An 18,161-nucleotide genomic window follows, 5' to 3' on the forward strand; every position below is an offset into this window, starting at 1 on the left:
ACTTCTAGCGTCTCTCGGCTTAAATCAGCTGATGCATAATCACACCTAAACTAAAGCCACCCAAGGAAACGGCAGAGATAATCCCAAAAGCTTGCCATTCCCCGTAATCTGCTGTCTGAAGATCTAATCTGACCAAGGCACCAGCAGCAAGCAAAACCAATATGCGAACAACAACCTCAAGCCAGCTAAGGATGATTACGGCGAGAAAAGCTCCAAAAATCACTGAAAAAAACGCTCTAGTATCCGATTGCAGCCAACCCGTATAAAAGTTTCTAATTAACGTTAAAGGAGCCGCCAAAGCGAAAGCAATGAGAAAACTATAAATAGCTCCCATTAGCCAGAGCAACCAAGCCGCATTCCCCAATGTTAATGCTGTGCTAGTAAGTTTTCGAGCATCAACATTAGCGAGTCTTTCTGCGTCGGTAGATAGCAGCCAGCCAAAGACACCGTAGGTAAAAAGAAGGAGCAAGAGTGAAACCCAAGGCAGTTTTTTCACAAACACGATTGATCTAAGGGAACATGACGTGCTTAACACTTTTCAGAGCTAAAGCCAGTGATTTCTCCTTTCCCTAGCGGAACTCAGAAGCAGAAGTAATGCTTTTGAGCGTTTTCTGAACAGTGATCAGATTCACAGCACTTAGCTGATCAAGATCGTCATCCTCAGGCTGCTAACTTTTGCATACTAAATCATGACTGAACTCTAGCCGAGTCATCAATAGGGAACACACAACCAGCCGACAGGTTCTGAGTAGAGACTGTCGGTTTTTTATTCGATTAAGAACGACATCTCCCGATACTAAACCGTTTACCCAGCTAGAATTAAATCTTAAGGACTTAATACGCCATTAAGAGTTACCTCAAATAGGAAAAATTGCCTCCAGCACTTTTGCTGGAGGTTATATCATGCAGAAAATATACTTAGCCCAAAAATCAAGACATAGCTTGAATGATGTAATCAAAGTAGGGAGCTGCTGCCGAGACATCCTCTTGGCTAAGCAATCCTAGAGAAGCATTTTTTAAGCAACGGATTGATTCAGCCATCCCTGAAACTGGTACACCGAGAGAGTTGTACATTTCTCGCACCCCAATTAGACCGATTTTTTCAATGGGTTCCTTGTCACCGGACAGGACTCCGTAGGTAATCAGTCGCAAGTACCAGCCGTAGTCGCGTAAGCATAGCGCCCGTTGACGCTCCCCGTAAGCATTGCCACCTGGAGCAATAAAGTCAGGACGTTTCTGCCAAAGCTGCTTGCTAGCTTCTTGAACAATCTTTTTTTCATTTTCAGCGAGAGTGGTAGCAATCCGCACCCGTTGTTCACCCGTTTTCAAAAACTCATTGATACTGTTGAGTTCTCCGGAGCTAGGATATCGGAGTTGATCGTCTGCTTGGAGAATAACTTGGCTAACTACGCTCATCTTATTGGTTTAACTTAGGTAACATTTGTAGTTTAGCGACTCTAGGCTACACAAATAAAGAGAGGAAAATACTGTGTCTACAACTCAGCTGCCTGGTAGTGCAGATAAAAAAAATGATGATCCCCGCCGAGACCAATGGCAACAAGGTCAGTTGGTTGAGGTAAGGATTACAGATTTGAATGATACTGGCGAGGGTGTTGGACGTTTGGGAGGTCGAGTCGTTTTTGTTCCAGATACAGTCACGGGCGATCGCATTTTAGTTCGGTTGGTACACGTCAAAGCCAACTATGCCAACGGCAAACTTCACCAAATCTTGGAACCATCTCCCCATCGCATCCGACCCAACTGCATCGTCGCAGACAAGTGCGGTGGTTGCCAGTGGCAGCACATTGACTACGAGTATCAGCAATCAGCGAAACATAATCTAGTCGTTCAAGCCTTAGAACGCATTGGTGGCTTTACTCAGCCTCCTGTCGCACCAATCTTGACCAGTGACTCGTTCCTTGCTTACCGCAACAAAGTGACCTATCCCTTGAAACGATCCGCAACGGGTCAACTTCAGGCAGGCTACTACCAAAAAGGAAGTCACCAGCTAATTAATCTAAATCAATGCCCTGTGCAAGATTCTCGCTTGAATCCGCTGCTAGCCGAAGTTAAGCAGGATATTGAGCGAATGGGGTGGTCAGTCTATGACGAACGCCGTCATCAAGGACGCATCCGTCACCTGTCGCTGCGGATTGGGCGCCGTACCGGAGAGATGCTGCTGACGTTGATCGCAACTGATTGGAAGCTAGGAGATCTTGATGTTCAAGCGCAGCAGTGGCTGACTCGCTACCCCAAACTGGTGGGGGTTTCGGTGAATCGTAACCCAAACCGCACCAATGCGGTTTTTGGTGATGAAACTCGCTGTATTGCGGGTCAGCCTTATTTGAAAGAAGAGTTTGCTGGTCTTGAGTTCCAACTATCGCCTGAAACCTTCTTCCAGGTCAATACAGAGGCAGCAGAGGTGCTATTAAATGCGATCGCACAACAACTAGCGCTCAAGGGGGATGAAGTACTAGTCGATGCTTACTGTGGCATTGGTACCTTTACTCTGCCCCTAGCGCAACGAGTGAAGCAGGCAATTGGTTTAGAAGTACAACCTGCCTCCGTAGAACAAGCCCAAAAGAATGCCCAGCTTAACGGGATCAGCAATGTAATGTTTAAAACGGGAACAGTGGAAACCTTGCTGCCACAACTGGGGATCACACCCGATATTGTTTTACTTGACCCACCTCGCAAGGGATGCGATCGCCAGGTCATCGAAACCCTTCTTGAAATCTTACCAGAGCGTATCGTTTACATTAGCTGTAAGCCAGCTACTCTGGCACGGGATCTCAAGCTCATGAGTCAGACTGGTAGCTACCAGTTAGCTCACATACAACCTGCTGATTTCTTTCCTCAAACGCCCCACGTTGAATGTGCAGCCTTCCTAACACGACAAGGCTGAAGCAAGGGAAATGTCGATGAGTACACCTCTTAGAAGCTGAAACCGTACTGACATTTCTATACTTTATCCAGAAAAAAAGTAAGAGTTGAACATCCTTTAAAAACAGAGAAATCCCGATGGGGCGGTTATTTGAAGCCACGATCTGGTGTTTAAGAGAGTGTTTCGTTACAATGGTATGTAAAGGTTCCTCTCTAAACCGATGAGAGAAAACTGATCCTCTCTAGAGGCAAGAAGTTAGCGCACTTCACCCCGATCCGTTGGTAAGCGAGCAATAGCTCCAAGCAATTCCACGGAAAAGGTCAAAGACCAAACTCTAAACTGAGTGTTAAAGTTTCGCGCTAGCCTTGCGAAACTCAACCCCTGTAGAGTCAGCGTCGAAAGCCTGGACACTTACTAAGATTGATATAAACAGCCTGAGCCAGGGAGATCTGGTTTTAGGAAAGATGAGACAAGAAACATGGCAGCTAGCTGTGTAACGTATCAAGTCCACCACATGAAAGCTAGAGGTTTTTTGAGTGATTGCTATATCTTTGCGTCCGGTTGGACGCGACTGGGGAACGATTAGCTTCGCTTCTACCCTCTATCTTTGCCCCATCCTCGATTTGCTTCTTGAACAGATTCCCCGTAGATGGCAACCGGAACTTCGGCTGGGGTTACAAGAAGCATTGGTAAATGCGGCAAAGCATGGTAACAATTTAGACCCAAGTAAGACGGTAGTGGTTCACTTTTCAGTCATAAATGACGAATACTGGTGGATAATCTCGGACGAAGGTTCCGGCTTTTCTCCTCCTTGTAGTCATCAGATCGATGATTGTAGTTTGCCGAGTGATGAATCAGAAAATGGCAGAGGCTTATGTCTCCTCCACCAGATTTTTGATCAGGTTCAGTGGAATCGCCAGGGAACAGAACTGAGACTTTGTAAGCAGGTCAACAGTCGTTCCCGTCTACCCTTGGTTCCTTGAGGGGCGCTGATCCCCGTGAGTTGGACAAGGAGGGGCGGAAATTGATCGGTCTAACCATCCTGAGGCTTGGCGAAATCTCGCAAGTGCTTCTTCTGGCTGTTCCTTCAAGAGAAATACTAGGGCAGCGGCAGCTTGTTCGCTAGCGCGTGCTTTTCGATTAGACTTTAATCGGTGCCACTCAGTCGGTGTGATGGCTAGACGCTCCGCCAGCGCTTGAGCTAGCTCAAGGGTACTAAATTCAGTTAGGGGATTAGTCTTAGTGGATTGGGTTGGTTCAGGCATGATGGCAAGCACACTCGCATTTACTCTTACTCTAAGGCATTAGAAGATGCCGCAAAAACCGTCATCCTCATCGTCCCCTGGTTCAGAACCCAACCAGCCGGATACGGGTGCAGACGAGTTTCAGGAAGCTTTGTCAGAGGTAGAGCGCTCTCTTCAAGCACTCAAAGAGCGTTATGCTCAGGTGCAGCGCGATCGCCAACGGCAAGCTGAACTTCAGCAACGTCGAGAGCAAGTCAGGAGAGAATTGCGTCAGTCTAGCAATCGACAAGCGCTGCAAGCTGAATTAAAGCAAATAAAAGAACAACTGGAAACAATAGAACTAAACTTAGAAAGCCAATTATTTTCCTGGGGTAGTCTCAAAGAACCTTTTTGGCAAGCCGTCCGTTTTGGGGGACTGGGTATTGTTATTGGCTGGATACTGAAATCCTGTGCTAGCTAACCTTTCAGAACAGAGGTTAGGTGTTTAGTTGTTGCCTAGCAGAGGTGGACTGATGGACGAAGTAGAAATTGTTGAATACGACCCATACTGGTCAATTCTATTTGAACAGGAGTCTACACGAATTCTTAATGCATTAGGTAGTGACAGGGTTGTTGCCATCGAACACTTTGGTAGCACAGCGGTTCCAGGTCTGGCAGCAAAGCCTATTATTGATTTGATGGTCGGGGTACATTCCCTAGAAGCCGCACAATCACTTATCCCGTTATTAAAAGCTCTTGAATATGTTTACTGGCGAGATGATCCCCGACCAGGGCGGATGTTTTTCGTTAAAGGAATGCCTCCCTATGGTTTGCGAAGAACGCATCACGTTCACGTCGTTGAGGCATATGGTGAGTTTTGGGAGCGTCTGTTGTTTCATGACTACCTGCGATCACATCCAGAAGAGGCAAAACGCTACGAGGTGCTAAAACGTGATTTGGCAGTGCGTTTTCGTACAGACCGTGAGGGATATACGAAAGGAAAGAGTGCTTACATTCAAATAGTTATGGAGAAAGCAGTCGCAGCCAAAGGTAGTAAATTGGGAGCGGCAAAGCTAAAGGAAGAATGAAGGATGCCATACAGTTCCAGCCCGAACCCAGTGGCATAACCATTAAACTGAAGTTAATATCTATTAGTTCTCCTGGTCTTTGTATTGTAAGCGTGACTGAAAGCGTGGCTATTTGAAACATGATGACTCAACGGATTGCGGAAATATTACGAAATGGTCAGCCTGATGAGTCGGTGACAATCAAAGGCTGGGTACGCACGAAGCGGGAATTGAAGGGATTTGCCTTTATAGAAGTTAACGATGGCTCGTTCCTCGCTAATCTGCAAGCCGTACTGAATGCTGACTTGCCAGACTATGAAGAGGTTCTCAAGCGACTGAATACGGGTGCTTCTGTTGAAGTGACGGGTGTGCTAGTGGCATCTCAAGGGAAAGGACAGCGAATCGAGCTGAAGGTGTCGTCAATAAAGGTATACGGGGAGGCTGATCCCGAAACATACCCATTGCAGAAGAAGCGCCATTCTTTTGAATTTTTGCGGGAGATTGGGCATTTGCGATCTCGTACCAATACTCTTGGTGCTGTCTTCCGAGTCCGCAATGCTTGTGCAAACGCCATCCATCAATTTTTTCAAGAACGAGATTTTTTGTGGGTTCATACCCCGATGATCACGGCAAATGACTGTGAAGGCGCAGGTGAGTTGTTCACCGTCACCAACCTAGACTTGAAGGATATTCCTAAGACAGACTCCCAAGACGTTGATTTTAGCCAAGACTTTTTTGGACGCCGTGCTTACCTTACCGTTAGTGGTCAACTGCAAGCTGAGGTGATGGCACTAGCGTTTCGGGATGTCTATACTTTTGGCCCCACGTTCCGCGCCGAAAATTCCAATACCTCGCGACATTTGGCAGAGTTCTGGATGGTGGAACCAGAGATGGCATTCTGCGATTTGAAAGGGAACATGGACTTGGCAGAAGCGTTTCTTAAGTACATCTTCAAGTCAGTGTTGGAGAAGTGTCCAGAGGACATGGAGTTTTTCAACCAGCGGATTGACAATTCAGTTCTCGCCACGGCTGACAATATCATCAACAACGAGTTTGAGCGGATTACCTACACAGATGCGATCGCCCTTTTGGAAAAAAGCGATCGCAAGTTTGAGTACCCCGTCAACTGGGGCTTAGATTTGCAGTCAGAACACGAGCGGTACCTCGCTGAAGAACTATTCAAAAAACCCGTTATCGTTAGCGATTACCCCATAGGGATCAAAGCATTCTATATGCGTTTGAACGATGACGAGAAAACCGTAGCGGCAATGGACGTTCTCGCTCCCAAGATTGGTGAAATTATCGGCGGTTCCCAACGGGAAGAGCGACTTGATGTTCTGGAACAGCGAATTAAAAACCAGGGGATGAATCCAGATGATTTATGGTGGTACCTAGATTTGCGCCGCTATGGTACTGTTCCTCATGCAGGGTTTGGCTTGGGATTTGAGCGTGTGGTGCAGTTTATGACAGGTATGGGGAACATCCGTGATGTGATCCCATTCCCCCGGACACCGTTGAATGCAGAATTTTAAAGACAATACAAATATTAGCTTAGGGAGATGGACTTGGTTCAGGAGGCTCAATATCAGGCACAAGCTTAATAGTTTCTCCATTTCCAAACAGGCAAGAGTCTATCTCTTTCTCGTCTAATACAACCTCCCGGTGTACCCAAGCTAAGGTATTGTTAGGGAGTTTAACCTCCATCCAGCCTCCTTTTGTCTGCTTTCCAGTAACAGGTAGCTGCTCCCTAAAAACAGACTTGACAATGTTATCCCGAAAAGGAGCAGGCTCAGAGCGTAAGTTTCCACTAACAACAGCCGAGCAACCTTCACGCTTGGGTGAAGTGGTAGGGTTAGGAGATGGAGCAGTGGTAGAACTAGAGTTTTTGTTAGAATTTGTCGCTGTGGGAGATTGCGTCGGTGAAGGATTCAGTGACGACAATTCGGTATTTTCTGGCTCTGATAGAGGCGAGTTTGGTGAGCGAGTAAAGATGCTAATCGTTAGTGCTAAAGCTGCTAAGCCTCCTCCAATTCCCAGCAAGAGAAGGAACTTGTTAGGGAACCGAGAAACAGAAGCGGGACTGGTTTGTGATTCGGCTAACCCTGATAATGAATTTATGGGAAGAGGGGGGTTTGTTAGTTGTATAGATTGGTTTGGTATGTACCCCGGCGAAATTGCACTAGGCGTTGAAGGCAACCAGTTTGCTTGGCTCCCAAGTCTTAATTGCGTTAGCTCATTCGCCTTATCGTCAGATTGAGAGTTATTCGCTAACTTTGGAGCACTTTCTTCTTCGACTGGGATGACATCTTCATCTCTGAGTCCCAGAAACTGTCGAAGACAGGTTAACTCCTCACGAGCTTGAGCGTTGAGAGGGTAGCATCTTTGGAGGGATTGCATATACACCCGCCGATATCGCTGTAATTTTTCTTGGTACTCTTGATAAGGTTTTAGGACTTCAGCTTCAATATTTGCACGCTCTTCAGAGGTTAGCCCCAAGCCCCAAGCCAATGAGTTCAAAATATAACGCCCTGATGGCGATATCTCGCCGCGACTTACCCGCCGTTCAGCTTCTTTGCGATATTTCAGTTTTGGGTCATTAGTTTGTGCTTTAGCTAGGAGAATTTTATTTTCTTCCTTAAGGAAATAAAATTCTGGCTTCATCGCTGGAGCAGCTTCTTGAACCTTGCGGCTGGCATATTCATGTAACTCATTCACCGCAATCCAGCCATCACCATCTAAATCGGCGGCTCCCGTTTCAATTCCTTCAACCAAGTAACGGGTGTAAACCGAAAGCTCAGAACCTCTCTGGCTAGAGGAATATTGCGTGGAAGTAAAGGATGTAAGGAGTGCTCGTCCTTGGTAACTCAGTTGAGCTTTAATATCTACACTAGTATCAGCTTTTGCTGTAATTCCCGAAGCAAAGGCGCTGCTGAAGCAACAGTCAAGGATTATGACTTGATGCTTACAGCTACTGTTACTCATGAGGTCATGAATAAAACTAGCAGAAACAGCGCTTGACTTGACCAGTTCTCCTGTGGAGGTTCTGCCAGTATCGCGAGTGGCAAAATGGAGTGTACCACTATCATCCTTGACACTATGACCGGAGAAAAACAGTAGGATTAAATCATTTTCACTAAGGCTTGTAAGCAAAACTTCAAGCGTTTTCTGTATCTGCAACGAGTTAGGATTTGTCAGAGTTTTTACCTCATCAAAACCACCCATCTCTATATGCTGCAAAACTTGCTGTATTGCCTTAATATCTCTGATAGCGCCAGGGAGTGGATCTAAACCAGGCTCGTACTCACTGACCCCAATCAGCAGTGCTACCTTCGCCATATTTAATTCCCTAGACTGCTACAAATTTTTGTACTACCTGAATCGCTACCATGCGCTACTTAAATTTACAGGTTCCTTCTGTTATATCCGGGTAAAAATTCAGGCGCCACAGAAACGTTAAATCTTTAGCGCTTCTTCGCAAAAGAATTGAGTCTTTAGAGATGAACTTCATGCCTTATCTACAATGCTTGCGATCGCAAAGCGCAGCTTATGAACTCTACTTCGATAAAGTTCAAGCCATTTTTCAAGATAAAACACTCATTCTGCAACGCCTCAACGAGCTTAGATGAAAGTGCGATCGCGCTTCTAGTCTAACGTCGTGCTTTTTGCTTTCTAGAGCTTTTGTCTTCCAACTTAAATCTATTAAGACTATTTCGCAGCAGTCGTTCCTGTCGCTTGAGTTGTGCAATCAGTGCAGCATTCTGGAAAGCGTCAGCTTGATTGACTCCTGCATTGTTTCTCACTTTCAATGACAGTTGGTAACAAAACTGGGATTTTTCTAAGAGTTTGAGGATCGAAGGTGCAAATTTAGCAAACCTTGCTTCATCCTCTTGCGTAAAGCCAGTCCTATCAATTCTTCTAGACAAGTCGTCTTCAGGATCATGATTCGCCTTCAACTTGTTGATTAATTGCACAACAGCAACTAAATCTTTTTGCTTATTCAATACAGGCCAAGCCAGAAGCGAGTAAGTACGGTATCCCGTTTTCTGATCTGTATTCTTCGCCGCTTCAGAACGTGGATCGTCATAGACATCAAAAGGAACATTGATAACTTGTGAGGACGTGGCAGCTAGACCAGCAATCCCTTTACCAAGAGGGATATCAATCACTAGCCCGCCCCCCTCGCCATCGTCAGCAACAACCGTACCCAGTACTCTTCTGTGGTGGTCGAGCAAAAAAATGCTGGTGCGATCAGCCCTTACCAAATCCCCCGCTTTTCGGGTAAGGCGATGCAACATCTCACACAGAGTGCTAACTAGCTCATTTATCGCCTGATCAACGTCATTAACATCTCCAGTTGTATTAGAGACAACAATAGGAGGGCGGGATGCGCTACTAGCGTTTGCCTTACTAGGATTTTCCCCTACCCTTGGGGATGAGATCGGCTTCTCCTGCTCCTCTACACCAGCAATTTCTCGCCAGTTTAGCCCTAAGAACTGACAAATTTCTATAAAATTTACACGATTAACAGGTTCGCCTTTGAGAAAAAGCTTATCAATAACCAGACACAGAGACAGCCCTAATCTTTCGGCAAGGTCTTTCTTGCGTCCTTCACTCTTACGCTTCCAAGCCAAGTTGACTTCTTGGAGGTACTTTGGATGTACTCTATACGACCTTGCCATGTCTAAGCATTAGAAAACAGTCCATGCTCCAATCTTAGACGAGGAATGATTATTGTTGATTATTGTAACAAAGCTGAAAAAACGACGATAAAGCTCAGGGCAATTCTCGCAGTACCCCTGCGAGAATCTCAAACATTTCCTTAATGTGGTCTTTCTGAATAATTAAAGGCGGAGACAAAGCAATAATGTCCCCTGTCGTGCGGATGAGTAACCCGTTGTCATAACAGCGTTGGAGACATTCCACAGCCCGTGCTGTCGGTTTCCCGGGAATGGGTTCCAACTCAATCGCCCCAATAAGCCCTAAGTTACGAATATCAATGACATGAGGTAAATCTCGCAGGGAATGCAGACACTCTTCCCAGTAGCTAGCGAGATGGTGGGCATTAGCAAATAACCCTTCCTCTTCATAAATATCAAGGGTTGCCAGTGCCGCCGCACACGCAGCCGGATGACCTGAATACGTGTAGCCGTGAAATAATTCGATCGCACCTTCTACCGACGTTTCCATAAACGTGTCGTAAATTCCTTGGCGGGTGAACACTGCCCCCATCGGAATCGTGCCGCTAGTAATCCCTTTCGCTACCGTCACCATGTCAGGAACGACACCAAAGTACTCCGTTGCAAAACTTGTACCCAGACGCCCAAAACCAGTAATAACTTCATCAAAAATCAGGAGAATGCCGTACTTGTCACAAATGGCATGTAGACGTTCCAGATAACCCACCGGCGGAATCAGAACCCCTGTAGAACCTGCCACAGGTTCAACAATCACTGCCGCAATTGTCGAAGCATCATGCAGCGTGACAAGCCGTTCCAGTTCATCGGCTAGATGTGCGCCCCACTCTGGTTGACCATGACTAAAAGCATTGTGTTCAAGATTATGAGTGTGGGGGAGATGATCGACACCCGGAATTAAGCTACCGAAGAACTTGCGATTGCTGACAATCCCACCGACTGAAATCCCGCCAAAACCAACACCGTGGTAGCCACGTTCCCGCCCAATCAACCGCTGACGAGTCCCTTCGCCTCGCACTCGATGATAAGCGATCGCAATTTTCAGCGCTGTATCTACCGACTCTGAACCCGAATTTGTAAAAAACACATGGTCAAAATTTCCACCTGGCATCAGCTTAACTAAACGTTCCGCTAGTTCAAATGGTCCTGGATGCCCCATTTGGAACGTAGGGGCAAAGTCAAGGGTTGCTACCTGTTTCTGAATCGCTTCAACAATTTTTGGGCGACAATGACCCGCATTTACACACCACAACCCAGCGATTCCATCAAGGATTTGACGACCATCAGCCGTCGTGTAGTGCATATCTTTTGCTGCAACCAACATCCGTGGTTTAGCTTTGAACTGTCGGTTAGCAGTAAATGGCATCCAGAAGGCTTCGAGTTGGCTTTGCACAGGTTTTGCTCCAGTGACAGCGGCTCAGTAAACAATGATTTTGTGCTTATTATGAACCGAGTTGAGAGTGTCGTGCTTTCGCTAGAGTAAAATCTTAAGTTTTTAGCCTATCTGACTAGACTCTCTCTTCTACCCAAAGCCAGGATTTTGGGTGATATGCATTAAGGAAGTCAAAAGGAAGATGTCTTGTTTTCTGATTACCATGAGAGTATTTAAATACCTAGGGTTCGTTCTAAGGGCAGCCGCTTGGGAATCAGGGGAACGAGAGAGCATGGACAGCTTGTACACCTTTAAATTCAACCACTCCAGTGCCCTACAAGCACTTGCTGATGGGCAAACCGACGAGATTAACTACTACGAAGCCCGAAAAAAGCTGTTCAGCTTATCCGTGATGGCAGATTACGACCAACTTGTCTGCCTCCCCACCCTAACTGCAATAGACAAGCACTGGTATCAAATCGAAACCGCCCGAAAAGTCCTCAGACAACTGGGAGGACGTGCCCTCCTCGCCGATGAAGTAGGACTGGGAAAAACCATCGAAGCTGGACTCATCTTAAGCGAGTACCTGGCACGAGGCATGATTCAATCCCTGTTGATTCTCACCCCAGCGTCCCTCGTCTCTCAGTGGCAACAGGAATTGCAAACGAAATTTGGTATCGACACCGTTACTAGCGACGACAAACAACTCCAACTCAACCCCGGTGAATTTTGGAGTACAAATAATCGACTGATTGCCTCCCTCAATACGGCTAAATCAGCAAAGCACTTCAACTTAGTCACAACTCGTTCCTGGGATTTAGTCATCGTTGATGAAGCGCACCACCTGAAGAACCGCAGCACCCTCAACTGGAAACTCGTCAACGCCCTAAATAAACGATTCATCTTAATGCTCACCGCCACCCCCGTCCAGAACTCCCTGGTGGAACTATTCAATCTCTTAACCCTCCTCAAACCAGGATTGTTGAAGACGGAAGCCGCGTTTAAAAAAGAGTACGTCTCCTCCAAAAATGGGCGTGTTCCTAAAAACCCAGAAAAGCTGCGGCAGTTAATGCGGGAGGTGATGGTACGCAATACCCGTTCTTTAGTTGATGTCCAGTTACCCAAACGCTTCGCTACCACCATCACTGTTAGTCCTTCCAAGAGTGAAGAGAAACTCTATCAAGACTTGACTGAGTATGTGCGTTCTCTTGAAATCGGTGAATCAGATACAGCCAAACCGCAGAAGTTAGACAAATTTTCCCGTACCAATCTCTTAATGCGGGCAGGTTCTTCGCCTCAAGCTTTAGCCGATTCTCTCAAGAACCTTGCCAAAAAATTCCCCAGTGATGAACTAAAAACGTTAACCCGACGTGCTGCACAGATTAAACAAGTTGAGAAAGCTGCTTCGTTAGTAGACTTACTCAAAAAGTCAACGCAAAAAACCATCGTTTTTACTACCCATCGAGCAACAAGTGCCTACTTAGCCAAAACACTCGAAGAAGCGGGTATCACGTTTGCTCAGTTTCTGGGGGATATGTCGTTAAAAGAGAAAGATGCGGCAATTGAAGCGTTTCGCGATCGCGTTCCTGTCTTACTAGCTTCTGAGACTGGTGGAGAAGGACGAAACATCCAATTTGCAAATGCAATTGTTAACTACGACTTACCCTGGAACCCAATGAAAATTGAACAACGCATTGGGAGAATCCACCGCATCGGGCAGACACAGGATGTGTTTATTTTTAACTTTTGCCTCAAGGACAGTATTGAAGAATATATCCTAAAAATTTTGCACGATAAAATCAATATGTTTGAACTCGTGGTAGGAGAAATCGAAACTATCTTAGGAAACGTTGACGAAGAGTTTGATTTCAGCGAAGTGGTGATAGACATTTGGTTAAAGCATCAAGCCAAACCCGAATTAGATACAGCGTTTGAAAATCTAGCTACCGAGTTGATAAAAGCTAAAGATAAGTATCGGGAAACTAGCGAACTTGATGAACAGATTTTTGGAGAAGACTTTGAAGCCTAATTTAGGAAGGCAAAGGGCAGATGGCAAAGGGCAAAAGGGAACTCATCAAGGGAGAGAGCAAAGGCCAGGAGCTAGGAAGAGTTAATATTTACACATTTCCTCTAAAACTCAGGAAGTAGATGGTAGATTAAATCCTCCTTCTGCCTTCTCTTATGTGTTCCTTATCTCAATATGGTTTCTGATCCAATTCTGTCTACCCTGGCACAACTCATCTCTTTACACGAAGGAATCGCTGAACCGGATGGTGAACAGGTTTTGAATGTCCTGTTAGCGACTAATATCGCGAAAGCTCTCGACTTGCCTGAAGAAGTTACTTTAACCACCAGAGCGGATGTTCCTGAGAGCCATTTTGTCACCTATCACTCGGCTTTACTCAACAAGTTTTCTGAACTGTTAAGTGATAGAGGATGTGTGGCAGCAGTCGGGGTGAAGTATGATAGCTATCTAAAAACTACAGGATTTGAGAAACTCCTACAACAAAATATTGTTCCTCAAAATGGCTTAATTCGATTTCTGGATGCTAAACCCGAAACGACTCGTTATATCTGGTGCAATGTTGCTTACACAGCGGAAGCCGATGAACGAAGAATCGGTATGGTTTCCTTTATCATCAATGAGCTAACTGGAGTGACACCCATAGACATTGGAGATGCTTTGTTTTGGGAAGCTGATCGAATTGATGTTAACGATTCTCCAGACTTAATAACAAAGCCCTTTGAGGAGTTATCGAGTTTAATCGAACAGACAGCCGCGAAATTAATTAAAGCTGAACTAGAGAATTGGAGTGCTAAGTTAACACGAACTCTAACGAGAGATTCTGAACGACTTCACGCTTATTACGGTACGATAGCGACTGAGATTGCTTCAAGGATGGAGTATAAAGGTTTAATAGGTGAAGAAAAAGAGAAGGAGTTAGCTCGTATTGAAGCAACTCAAAGGGAATTAGAGAGGAAGCTGGCGGATATCAAGGAACGTTATACCCTAGTAGTAGACGCTTTTTTACACAGTGCTATGGTCATCCATTTACCAACAGTCCATATCAACTGTGAATTGGTTAGAAAGAAAGCCAAACGGACAGTAACAGCGGTTTGGAATCCCTTCACGAAAATCCTTGAACCTTTACGTTGTGAATTAGGTGGAGAACCTGTCTATGAATTTTATTTAGATGATAAGACGGCTAAAATTATCTCACCCAATTGTTGGAATAAGTGAAGCCATGCCCCACCCGCCGATTGAGTCTTCAATTACCTTTTTTTACACCCATGACCTTGAAATCTCGGCACAGTTCTACGAAGATGTATTGGGATTGAAGTTATGGCTCGATCAAGGTAGTTGTCGGATTTATCGGGTCAGTGGTGATGGGTACGTGGGCTTATGCCAAAGTAGCGAGACAAAAACTCCGCCGACTGACAAGCAATCGAATGTGATTTTTACCCTCGTAACGCAGCAGGTGGACGAGTGGTTTAACTATCTTACTCTGCGGGGTGTCGAATTTGAAAAGCCGCCGGAGCTGAATGAAAAGTACAACATTTACCACTGCTTCTTGCGCGACCCCAATGGCTACCTAATTGAGATTCAACGCTTTGAAAACGCTCCGGGGAGATAGTGAAAACTATTCCACCCCTGTAGGTTCGATTTTGTCAGGATTGGCTGTGTAGCTGTAACGCGCAATGGAGGGCAGACTGGGATGCCATATGTCCTGAGCAGTTCAAGAAAATCCCAATTTTACGGAAGTTAAGGGGGCAACTCGCCAATCAAGTGATTGAACATGGACAATAACGGTGAAGGGAATTCTCCACTACTTAAATGATAGACAGAGCAAAACTTCTGGAAGAGTTGCGTGAAATTGCCAAAGAACGTGGTGGTCACTGTTTTGCCAACGAATATATAAACTCTACAAGTAAATTACTTTTTGAGTGCAAACATGGACATCAGTTTGAATCTTGCCGAGATTATCTCAAAGCCGGGAACTGGTGTCCGTTTTGCGCTGGACGGGGAAGAACTATCGCAGACCTACAAGAGTTAGCTGCTCGATATGGCGGATGTTGTCTTTCTCCTACGTTTTTAGGTATGGGGAAAAAACACCTTTGGGAGTGTGCAGAAGGTCACAAATGGGAAGCTATCCCTCAAAATATCAAGACCCTTGGTAGATGGTGTCCGGATTGTGGACGCGCAAAAAGCGACAGAAATCGGCGACGATACACCCTTGAGGATATGCAGAATTTAGCCCAGTTACGTGGCGGATTATGCCTATCATCTCATTTTGAAAGTGTTGTAAAGAAATTAACCTGGCAATGTACAGAGGGGCATATATGGGAAGCAACTCCACATAACATCAAGAATGATGGATGGTGTCCCAAATGTGCTCAAAAGATTCGTGGAGAGAAACGGAAAACACACAGTATTGAAAAAATGCAGGCATTTGCTAGTAGCAAGGGCGGTCAATGCTTGTCTCAGGTATTTATTAACGTTAAAGGAAGCCTACTGTGGCAGTGTGCCGAAGGTCATCAATGGCAAGCTAATGCAGACAATATTATTAATGGAGGAAAGTGGTGTCCCGATTGTGCGGGGAATAATAAAAAGACAATTGAGGATATGCAAAGACTTGCCGCAGAACGAGTGGGCAAGTGCTTGTCTACTATCTATCAGGGTACAAACACAAAATTGCTATGGGAATGTCAAGAAGGTCACCGCTGGCAAACAATTCCGTCAGTTATTGTTAGAGGAGGATGGTGTCCCGATTGTAGTGCTGGTTTAGGAGAGCGTATCTGTCGTGCATTTTTTGAACAGCTTTTTGGATATCCTTTCAATAAAGCTAGACCGGAATGGTTACGATCCCCTGATGGACATCAGATGGAACTTGATGGTTATTCTCCCTCATTAAAACTTGCTTTCGAGCATCAAGGACTTCAACATTCCCAGCTCATTAAGTATTTTCACTCTTGTGACACTAAATTCGTAAAAATACAAAATCGTGATCAACGAAAACGCGACCTCTGCAAGGTTCATGATGTAACACTTATAGAGGTTCCATCAATCTTAGATGTGCTTGGTATTGATGCCCTTAAGCTTTTTATACGTGATGAACTGTTAAAAAGGGGCATTCCTCTGCCTCCTAGATTTGATGAGAAAAAAGTAGATTTACAGGCAGTTTATTGCCCGAATCGCTTGGGAGAATTACAAGCTATCGCGGTAAAGCATGGAGGAAAACTAATATCAAAACGATATTTAGGTATATTTGAACACCTAGAGTGGGAATGTGCAAAAGGTCATCGTTTTAAGGCAGCACCAAATAATGTGAAGAATAGTGGTAGCTGGTGTCCAAAATGCCTTGGAAAAGATAAAACTATCCAAGATATGCAGACTTTGGCTGCTGAACGTAGCGGCAAGTGTCTGTCAGAAGAATACATCAACAGTGTTACGCCTCTCTTATGGAAATGTAAGGAAGGTCATCAATGGAAAGCAAGACCAAATAACGTTTTTTTTGGCACCTGGTGTCCTGAGTGTGCCAAGAAAGAAAGGGCATTAAAGAGACGAACTCACTCAATTGAGGAGATGCACCAGATAGCCACGGCTCGTAATGGAAAGTGTTTATCTTCCGAATATAAAGGAACTAAACAAAAGCTATTATGGGAGTGCGAAGAGGGTCATGAATGGGCAGCTACGCCTGAGAGTATTCTTCGTGGTGGTACTTGGTGTCCAAGATGTAGAAAACGTAAAAGCCAGAATTTTCACAATATTAATTAGAGCCAAGTAAGTTGCTGAAAAACTTGTGGCAAATTAATGGTTAAACGTGATGTTAAACAAAGCCTTCAGATTGCGATCGCATCCCAGTAGTGCGAATTGCCAAATCGTTTCATCAGAAACTCGATAAACGTTTTAACCCGCAGCGAATGCCTGCAATTCAGCATATTCTGTATATCTGATAACTCGACTATTCGCCCCTCATCGTTAAAACCTCGTTCAGTTTCCTTCATTGCAATGCAGTGCTATGCTGCTTTTCCCTGCCAATCTCTACGCAAAATTGCTAGTAATGCCACATCCTCAAACACCCCCCACTTCCTCACTCGTTGACGTAGCAAACCTTCTTGGACAAACCCGTTTTTCTGCAATACCTTCCCGGAAGCTGGATTTCTCACCATGTGGTAAGCGCAGAGTCTATTGAGTCCTAAATCTTCAAAGGCAAAACGAAGCACAGGTTTCAATGCTTCACTCATGTAACCTTGTCCCCGTGCTTCAACGGCTAACCAGAAACTCAGTTCAGCCTGAGAATGTTCCTGTTCAATATCCCGAATCTCAATGAGTCCGCTAAATACTCTGTCAAACTTATGCTCGATTACAAATGTGACAGAATGACCATCTTCAAACTCTGCAAGTTGTTTGGAGATGTATCGCTCAGCCTCACCATCCGGGTATGGATGAGGAATGGAAATCATAGTGTCAGCAATCTCACGAATACTCGCAACTGTCTGGATTGATGGTGCATCCGCACGAGTGAGTGGGCGCAAGATTAACCTACTTGTCTCTAGCGTGGATTGAGTAAGCATGAACTGTATCTTATCGCGCTCTACGCCTGCGGCTTAACACCATTTGCCAGCAGGACTTACACAAATTGCTCATCTAAAGACTATTCGTAGTAGTAGTAGGTGACACTGCCCACCCTACACGTAGGGGTTCTGCGTAAGCCCTGCCTAGAAAAACTTTAATGCTATTTACAAATCTTTACGAATTGACACATAATATATGTATCGTTGCAAAATTTTCTGAGATAATTACTTTTGGTGACCTATATCACCTTGTGTCAAAGGCTTCGTCACATTTCTTTTCCGGCTCTTATCACTAGCCGTGAACCTGTCGATCACTGAGAATTCCCGTGAAATCTCTGATAGTAG

Annotated in this window: 17 protein-coding genes; 9 read left to right on the forward strand and 8 right to left on the reverse strand. The window is 45.2% G+C overall.

Annotated features, from left to right (window positions below):
• Window positions 1–19 precede the first annotated feature (19 nt).
• A complete protein-coding gene (locus H6F98_RS03140) occupies window positions 20–496 on the reverse strand; it encodes a hypothetical protein (protein WP_313929787.1) in 477 nt (158 codons plus the stop codon).
• Between the two features lie 434 nt (window positions 497–930).
• Window positions 931–1,416, reverse strand: coding sequence for an allophycocyanin subunit alpha-B (locus H6F98_RS03145; RefSeq protein WP_192217217.1), 486 nt, complete (start codon window positions 1,414–1,416; stop codon window positions 931–933).
• 88 nt (window positions 1,417–1,504) lie between these two features.
• Between H6F98_RS03145 and rlmD the strand changes: the two genes are divergently transcribed.
• Both rlmD and H6F98_RS03155 read left to right on the forward strand, forming a co-directional pair.
• A complete protein-coding gene (gene rlmD / locus H6F98_RS03150; protein ID WP_199348278.1) occupies window positions 1,505–2,905 on the forward strand; it encodes a 23S rRNA (uracil(1939)-C(5))-methyltransferase RlmD in 1,401 nt (466 codons plus the stop codon).
• Window positions 2,906–3,420: 515 nt separating this feature from the next.
• Entirely contained in the window at window positions 3,421–3,867 is a 447-nt protein-coding gene (locus H6F98_RS03155; protein WP_192217219.1) for an ATP-binding protein, read from the forward strand.
• Here H6F98_RS03155 and H6F98_RS03160 read toward each other — a convergent pair.
• Window positions 3,850–4,149 (reverse strand): DUF6439 family protein, encoded by a 300-nt coding sequence (locus H6F98_RS03160; protein ID WP_192217220.1) that lies wholly within the window; start codon window positions 4,147–4,149, stop codon window positions 3,850–3,852. The two genes, H6F98_RS03155 and H6F98_RS03160, sit on opposite strands and share 18 nt — an antisense overlap.
• Window positions 4,150–4,195: 46 nt before the next feature.
• Between H6F98_RS03160 and H6F98_RS03165 the strand changes: the two genes are divergently transcribed.
• The 3 genes from H6F98_RS03165 (at window position 4,196) to asnS (ending at window position 6,706) form a co-directional block, all read left to right on the forward strand.
• Window positions 4,196–4,588, forward strand: a complete 393-nt coding sequence (locus tag H6F98_RS03165) for a DUF2203 domain-containing protein (RefSeq protein ID WP_192217221.1) — start codon at window positions 4,196–4,198, stop codon at window positions 4,586–4,588.
• A gap of 52 nt (window positions 4,589–4,640) precedes the next feature.
• A complete protein-coding gene (locus H6F98_RS03170) occupies window positions 4,641–5,195 on the forward strand; it encodes a GrpB family protein (RefSeq protein WP_192217222.1) in 555 nt (184 codons plus the stop codon).
• A gap of 119 nt (window positions 5,196–5,314) precedes the next feature.
• Window positions 5,315–6,706: an asparagine--tRNA ligase gene (asnS, locus tag H6F98_RS03175; protein WP_192217223.1), complete on the forward strand. Its 1,392-nt coding sequence runs from the start codon at window positions 5,315–5,317 to the stop codon at window positions 6,704–6,706.
• A gap of 19 nt (window positions 6,707–6,725) precedes the next feature.
• Here asnS and H6F98_RS03180 read toward each other — a convergent pair whose 3' ends face one another.
• The 3 genes from H6F98_RS03180 to H6F98_RS03190 form a co-directional block, all read right to left on the reverse strand.
• Complete coding sequence (locus H6F98_RS03180; RefSeq protein WP_192217224.1) at window positions 6,726–8,510, reverse strand: caspase, EACC1-associated type; 1,785 nt, start codon at window positions 8,508–8,510, stop codon at window positions 6,726–6,728.
• A 311-nt stretch (window positions 8,511–8,821) separates the two neighbouring features.
• Window positions 8,822–9,853, reverse strand: coding sequence for a GAF domain-containing protein (locus H6F98_RS03185; protein ID WP_192217225.1), 1,032 nt, complete (start codon window positions 9,851–9,853; stop codon window positions 8,822–8,824).
• A gap of 94 nt (window positions 9,854–9,947) precedes the next feature.
• The gene (locus tag H6F98_RS03190) at window positions 9,948–11,261 is read right to left on the reverse strand and encodes an aspartate aminotransferase family protein (protein WP_313929788.1); all 1,314 of its coding nucleotides are present in this window, start codon (window positions 11,259–11,261) and stop codon (window positions 9,948–9,950) included.
• Window positions 11,262–11,463: 202 nt separating this feature from the next.
• Here H6F98_RS03190 and H6F98_RS03195 point away from each other — a divergent pair, with 202 nt between their 5' ends.
• From H6F98_RS03195 to H6F98_RS03210, 4 genes are all read left to right on the forward strand, one after another.
• On the forward strand, window positions 11,464–13,269 hold the full coding sequence (locus tag H6F98_RS03195) for a DEAD/DEAH box helicase (RefSeq protein WP_242058313.1): 1,806 nt from the start codon (window positions 11,464–11,466) through the stop codon (window positions 13,267–13,269).
• Window positions 13,270–13,440: 171 nt separating this feature from the next.
• Window positions 13,441–14,481, forward strand: a complete 1,041-nt coding sequence (locus H6F98_RS03200; protein ID WP_192217226.1) for a hypothetical protein — start codon at window positions 13,441–13,443, stop codon at window positions 14,479–14,481.
• A gap of 4 nt (window positions 14,482–14,485) precedes the next feature.
• The gene (locus H6F98_RS03205) at window positions 14,486–14,875 is read left to right on the forward strand and encodes a VOC family protein (RefSeq protein WP_192217227.1); all 390 of its coding nucleotides are present in this window, start codon (window positions 14,486–14,488) and stop codon (window positions 14,873–14,875) included.
• Between the two features lie 200 nt (window positions 14,876–15,075).
• Window positions 15,076–17,016, forward strand: coding sequence for a zinc-ribbon domain-containing protein (locus H6F98_RS03210; protein ID WP_192217228.1), 1,941 nt, complete (start codon window positions 15,076–15,078; stop codon window positions 17,014–17,016).
• 65 nt (window positions 17,017–17,081) lie between these two features.
• Here the strand turns inward: H6F98_RS03210 and H6F98_RS03215 are convergent, their stop codons facing one another.
• A complete protein-coding gene (locus tag H6F98_RS03215; protein WP_192217229.1) occupies window positions 17,082–17,246 on the reverse strand; it encodes a hypothetical protein in 165 nt (54 codons plus the stop codon).
• A gap of 12 nt (window positions 17,247–17,258) precedes the next feature.
• Complete coding sequence (locus H6F98_RS03220; RefSeq protein WP_192217230.1) at window positions 17,259–17,816, reverse strand: GNAT family N-acetyltransferase; 558 nt, start codon at window positions 17,814–17,816, stop codon at window positions 17,259–17,261.
• Between the last annotated feature and the right edge of the window lie 345 nt (window positions 17,817–18,161).

Source organism: Microcoleus sp. FACHB-SPT15 (genome assembly GCF_014849525.1).
GTDB classification, from domain to species: domain Bacteria; phylum Cyanobacteriota; class Cyanobacteriia; order Cyanobacteriales; family Coleofasciculaceae; genus Symplocastrum; species Symplocastrum torsivum.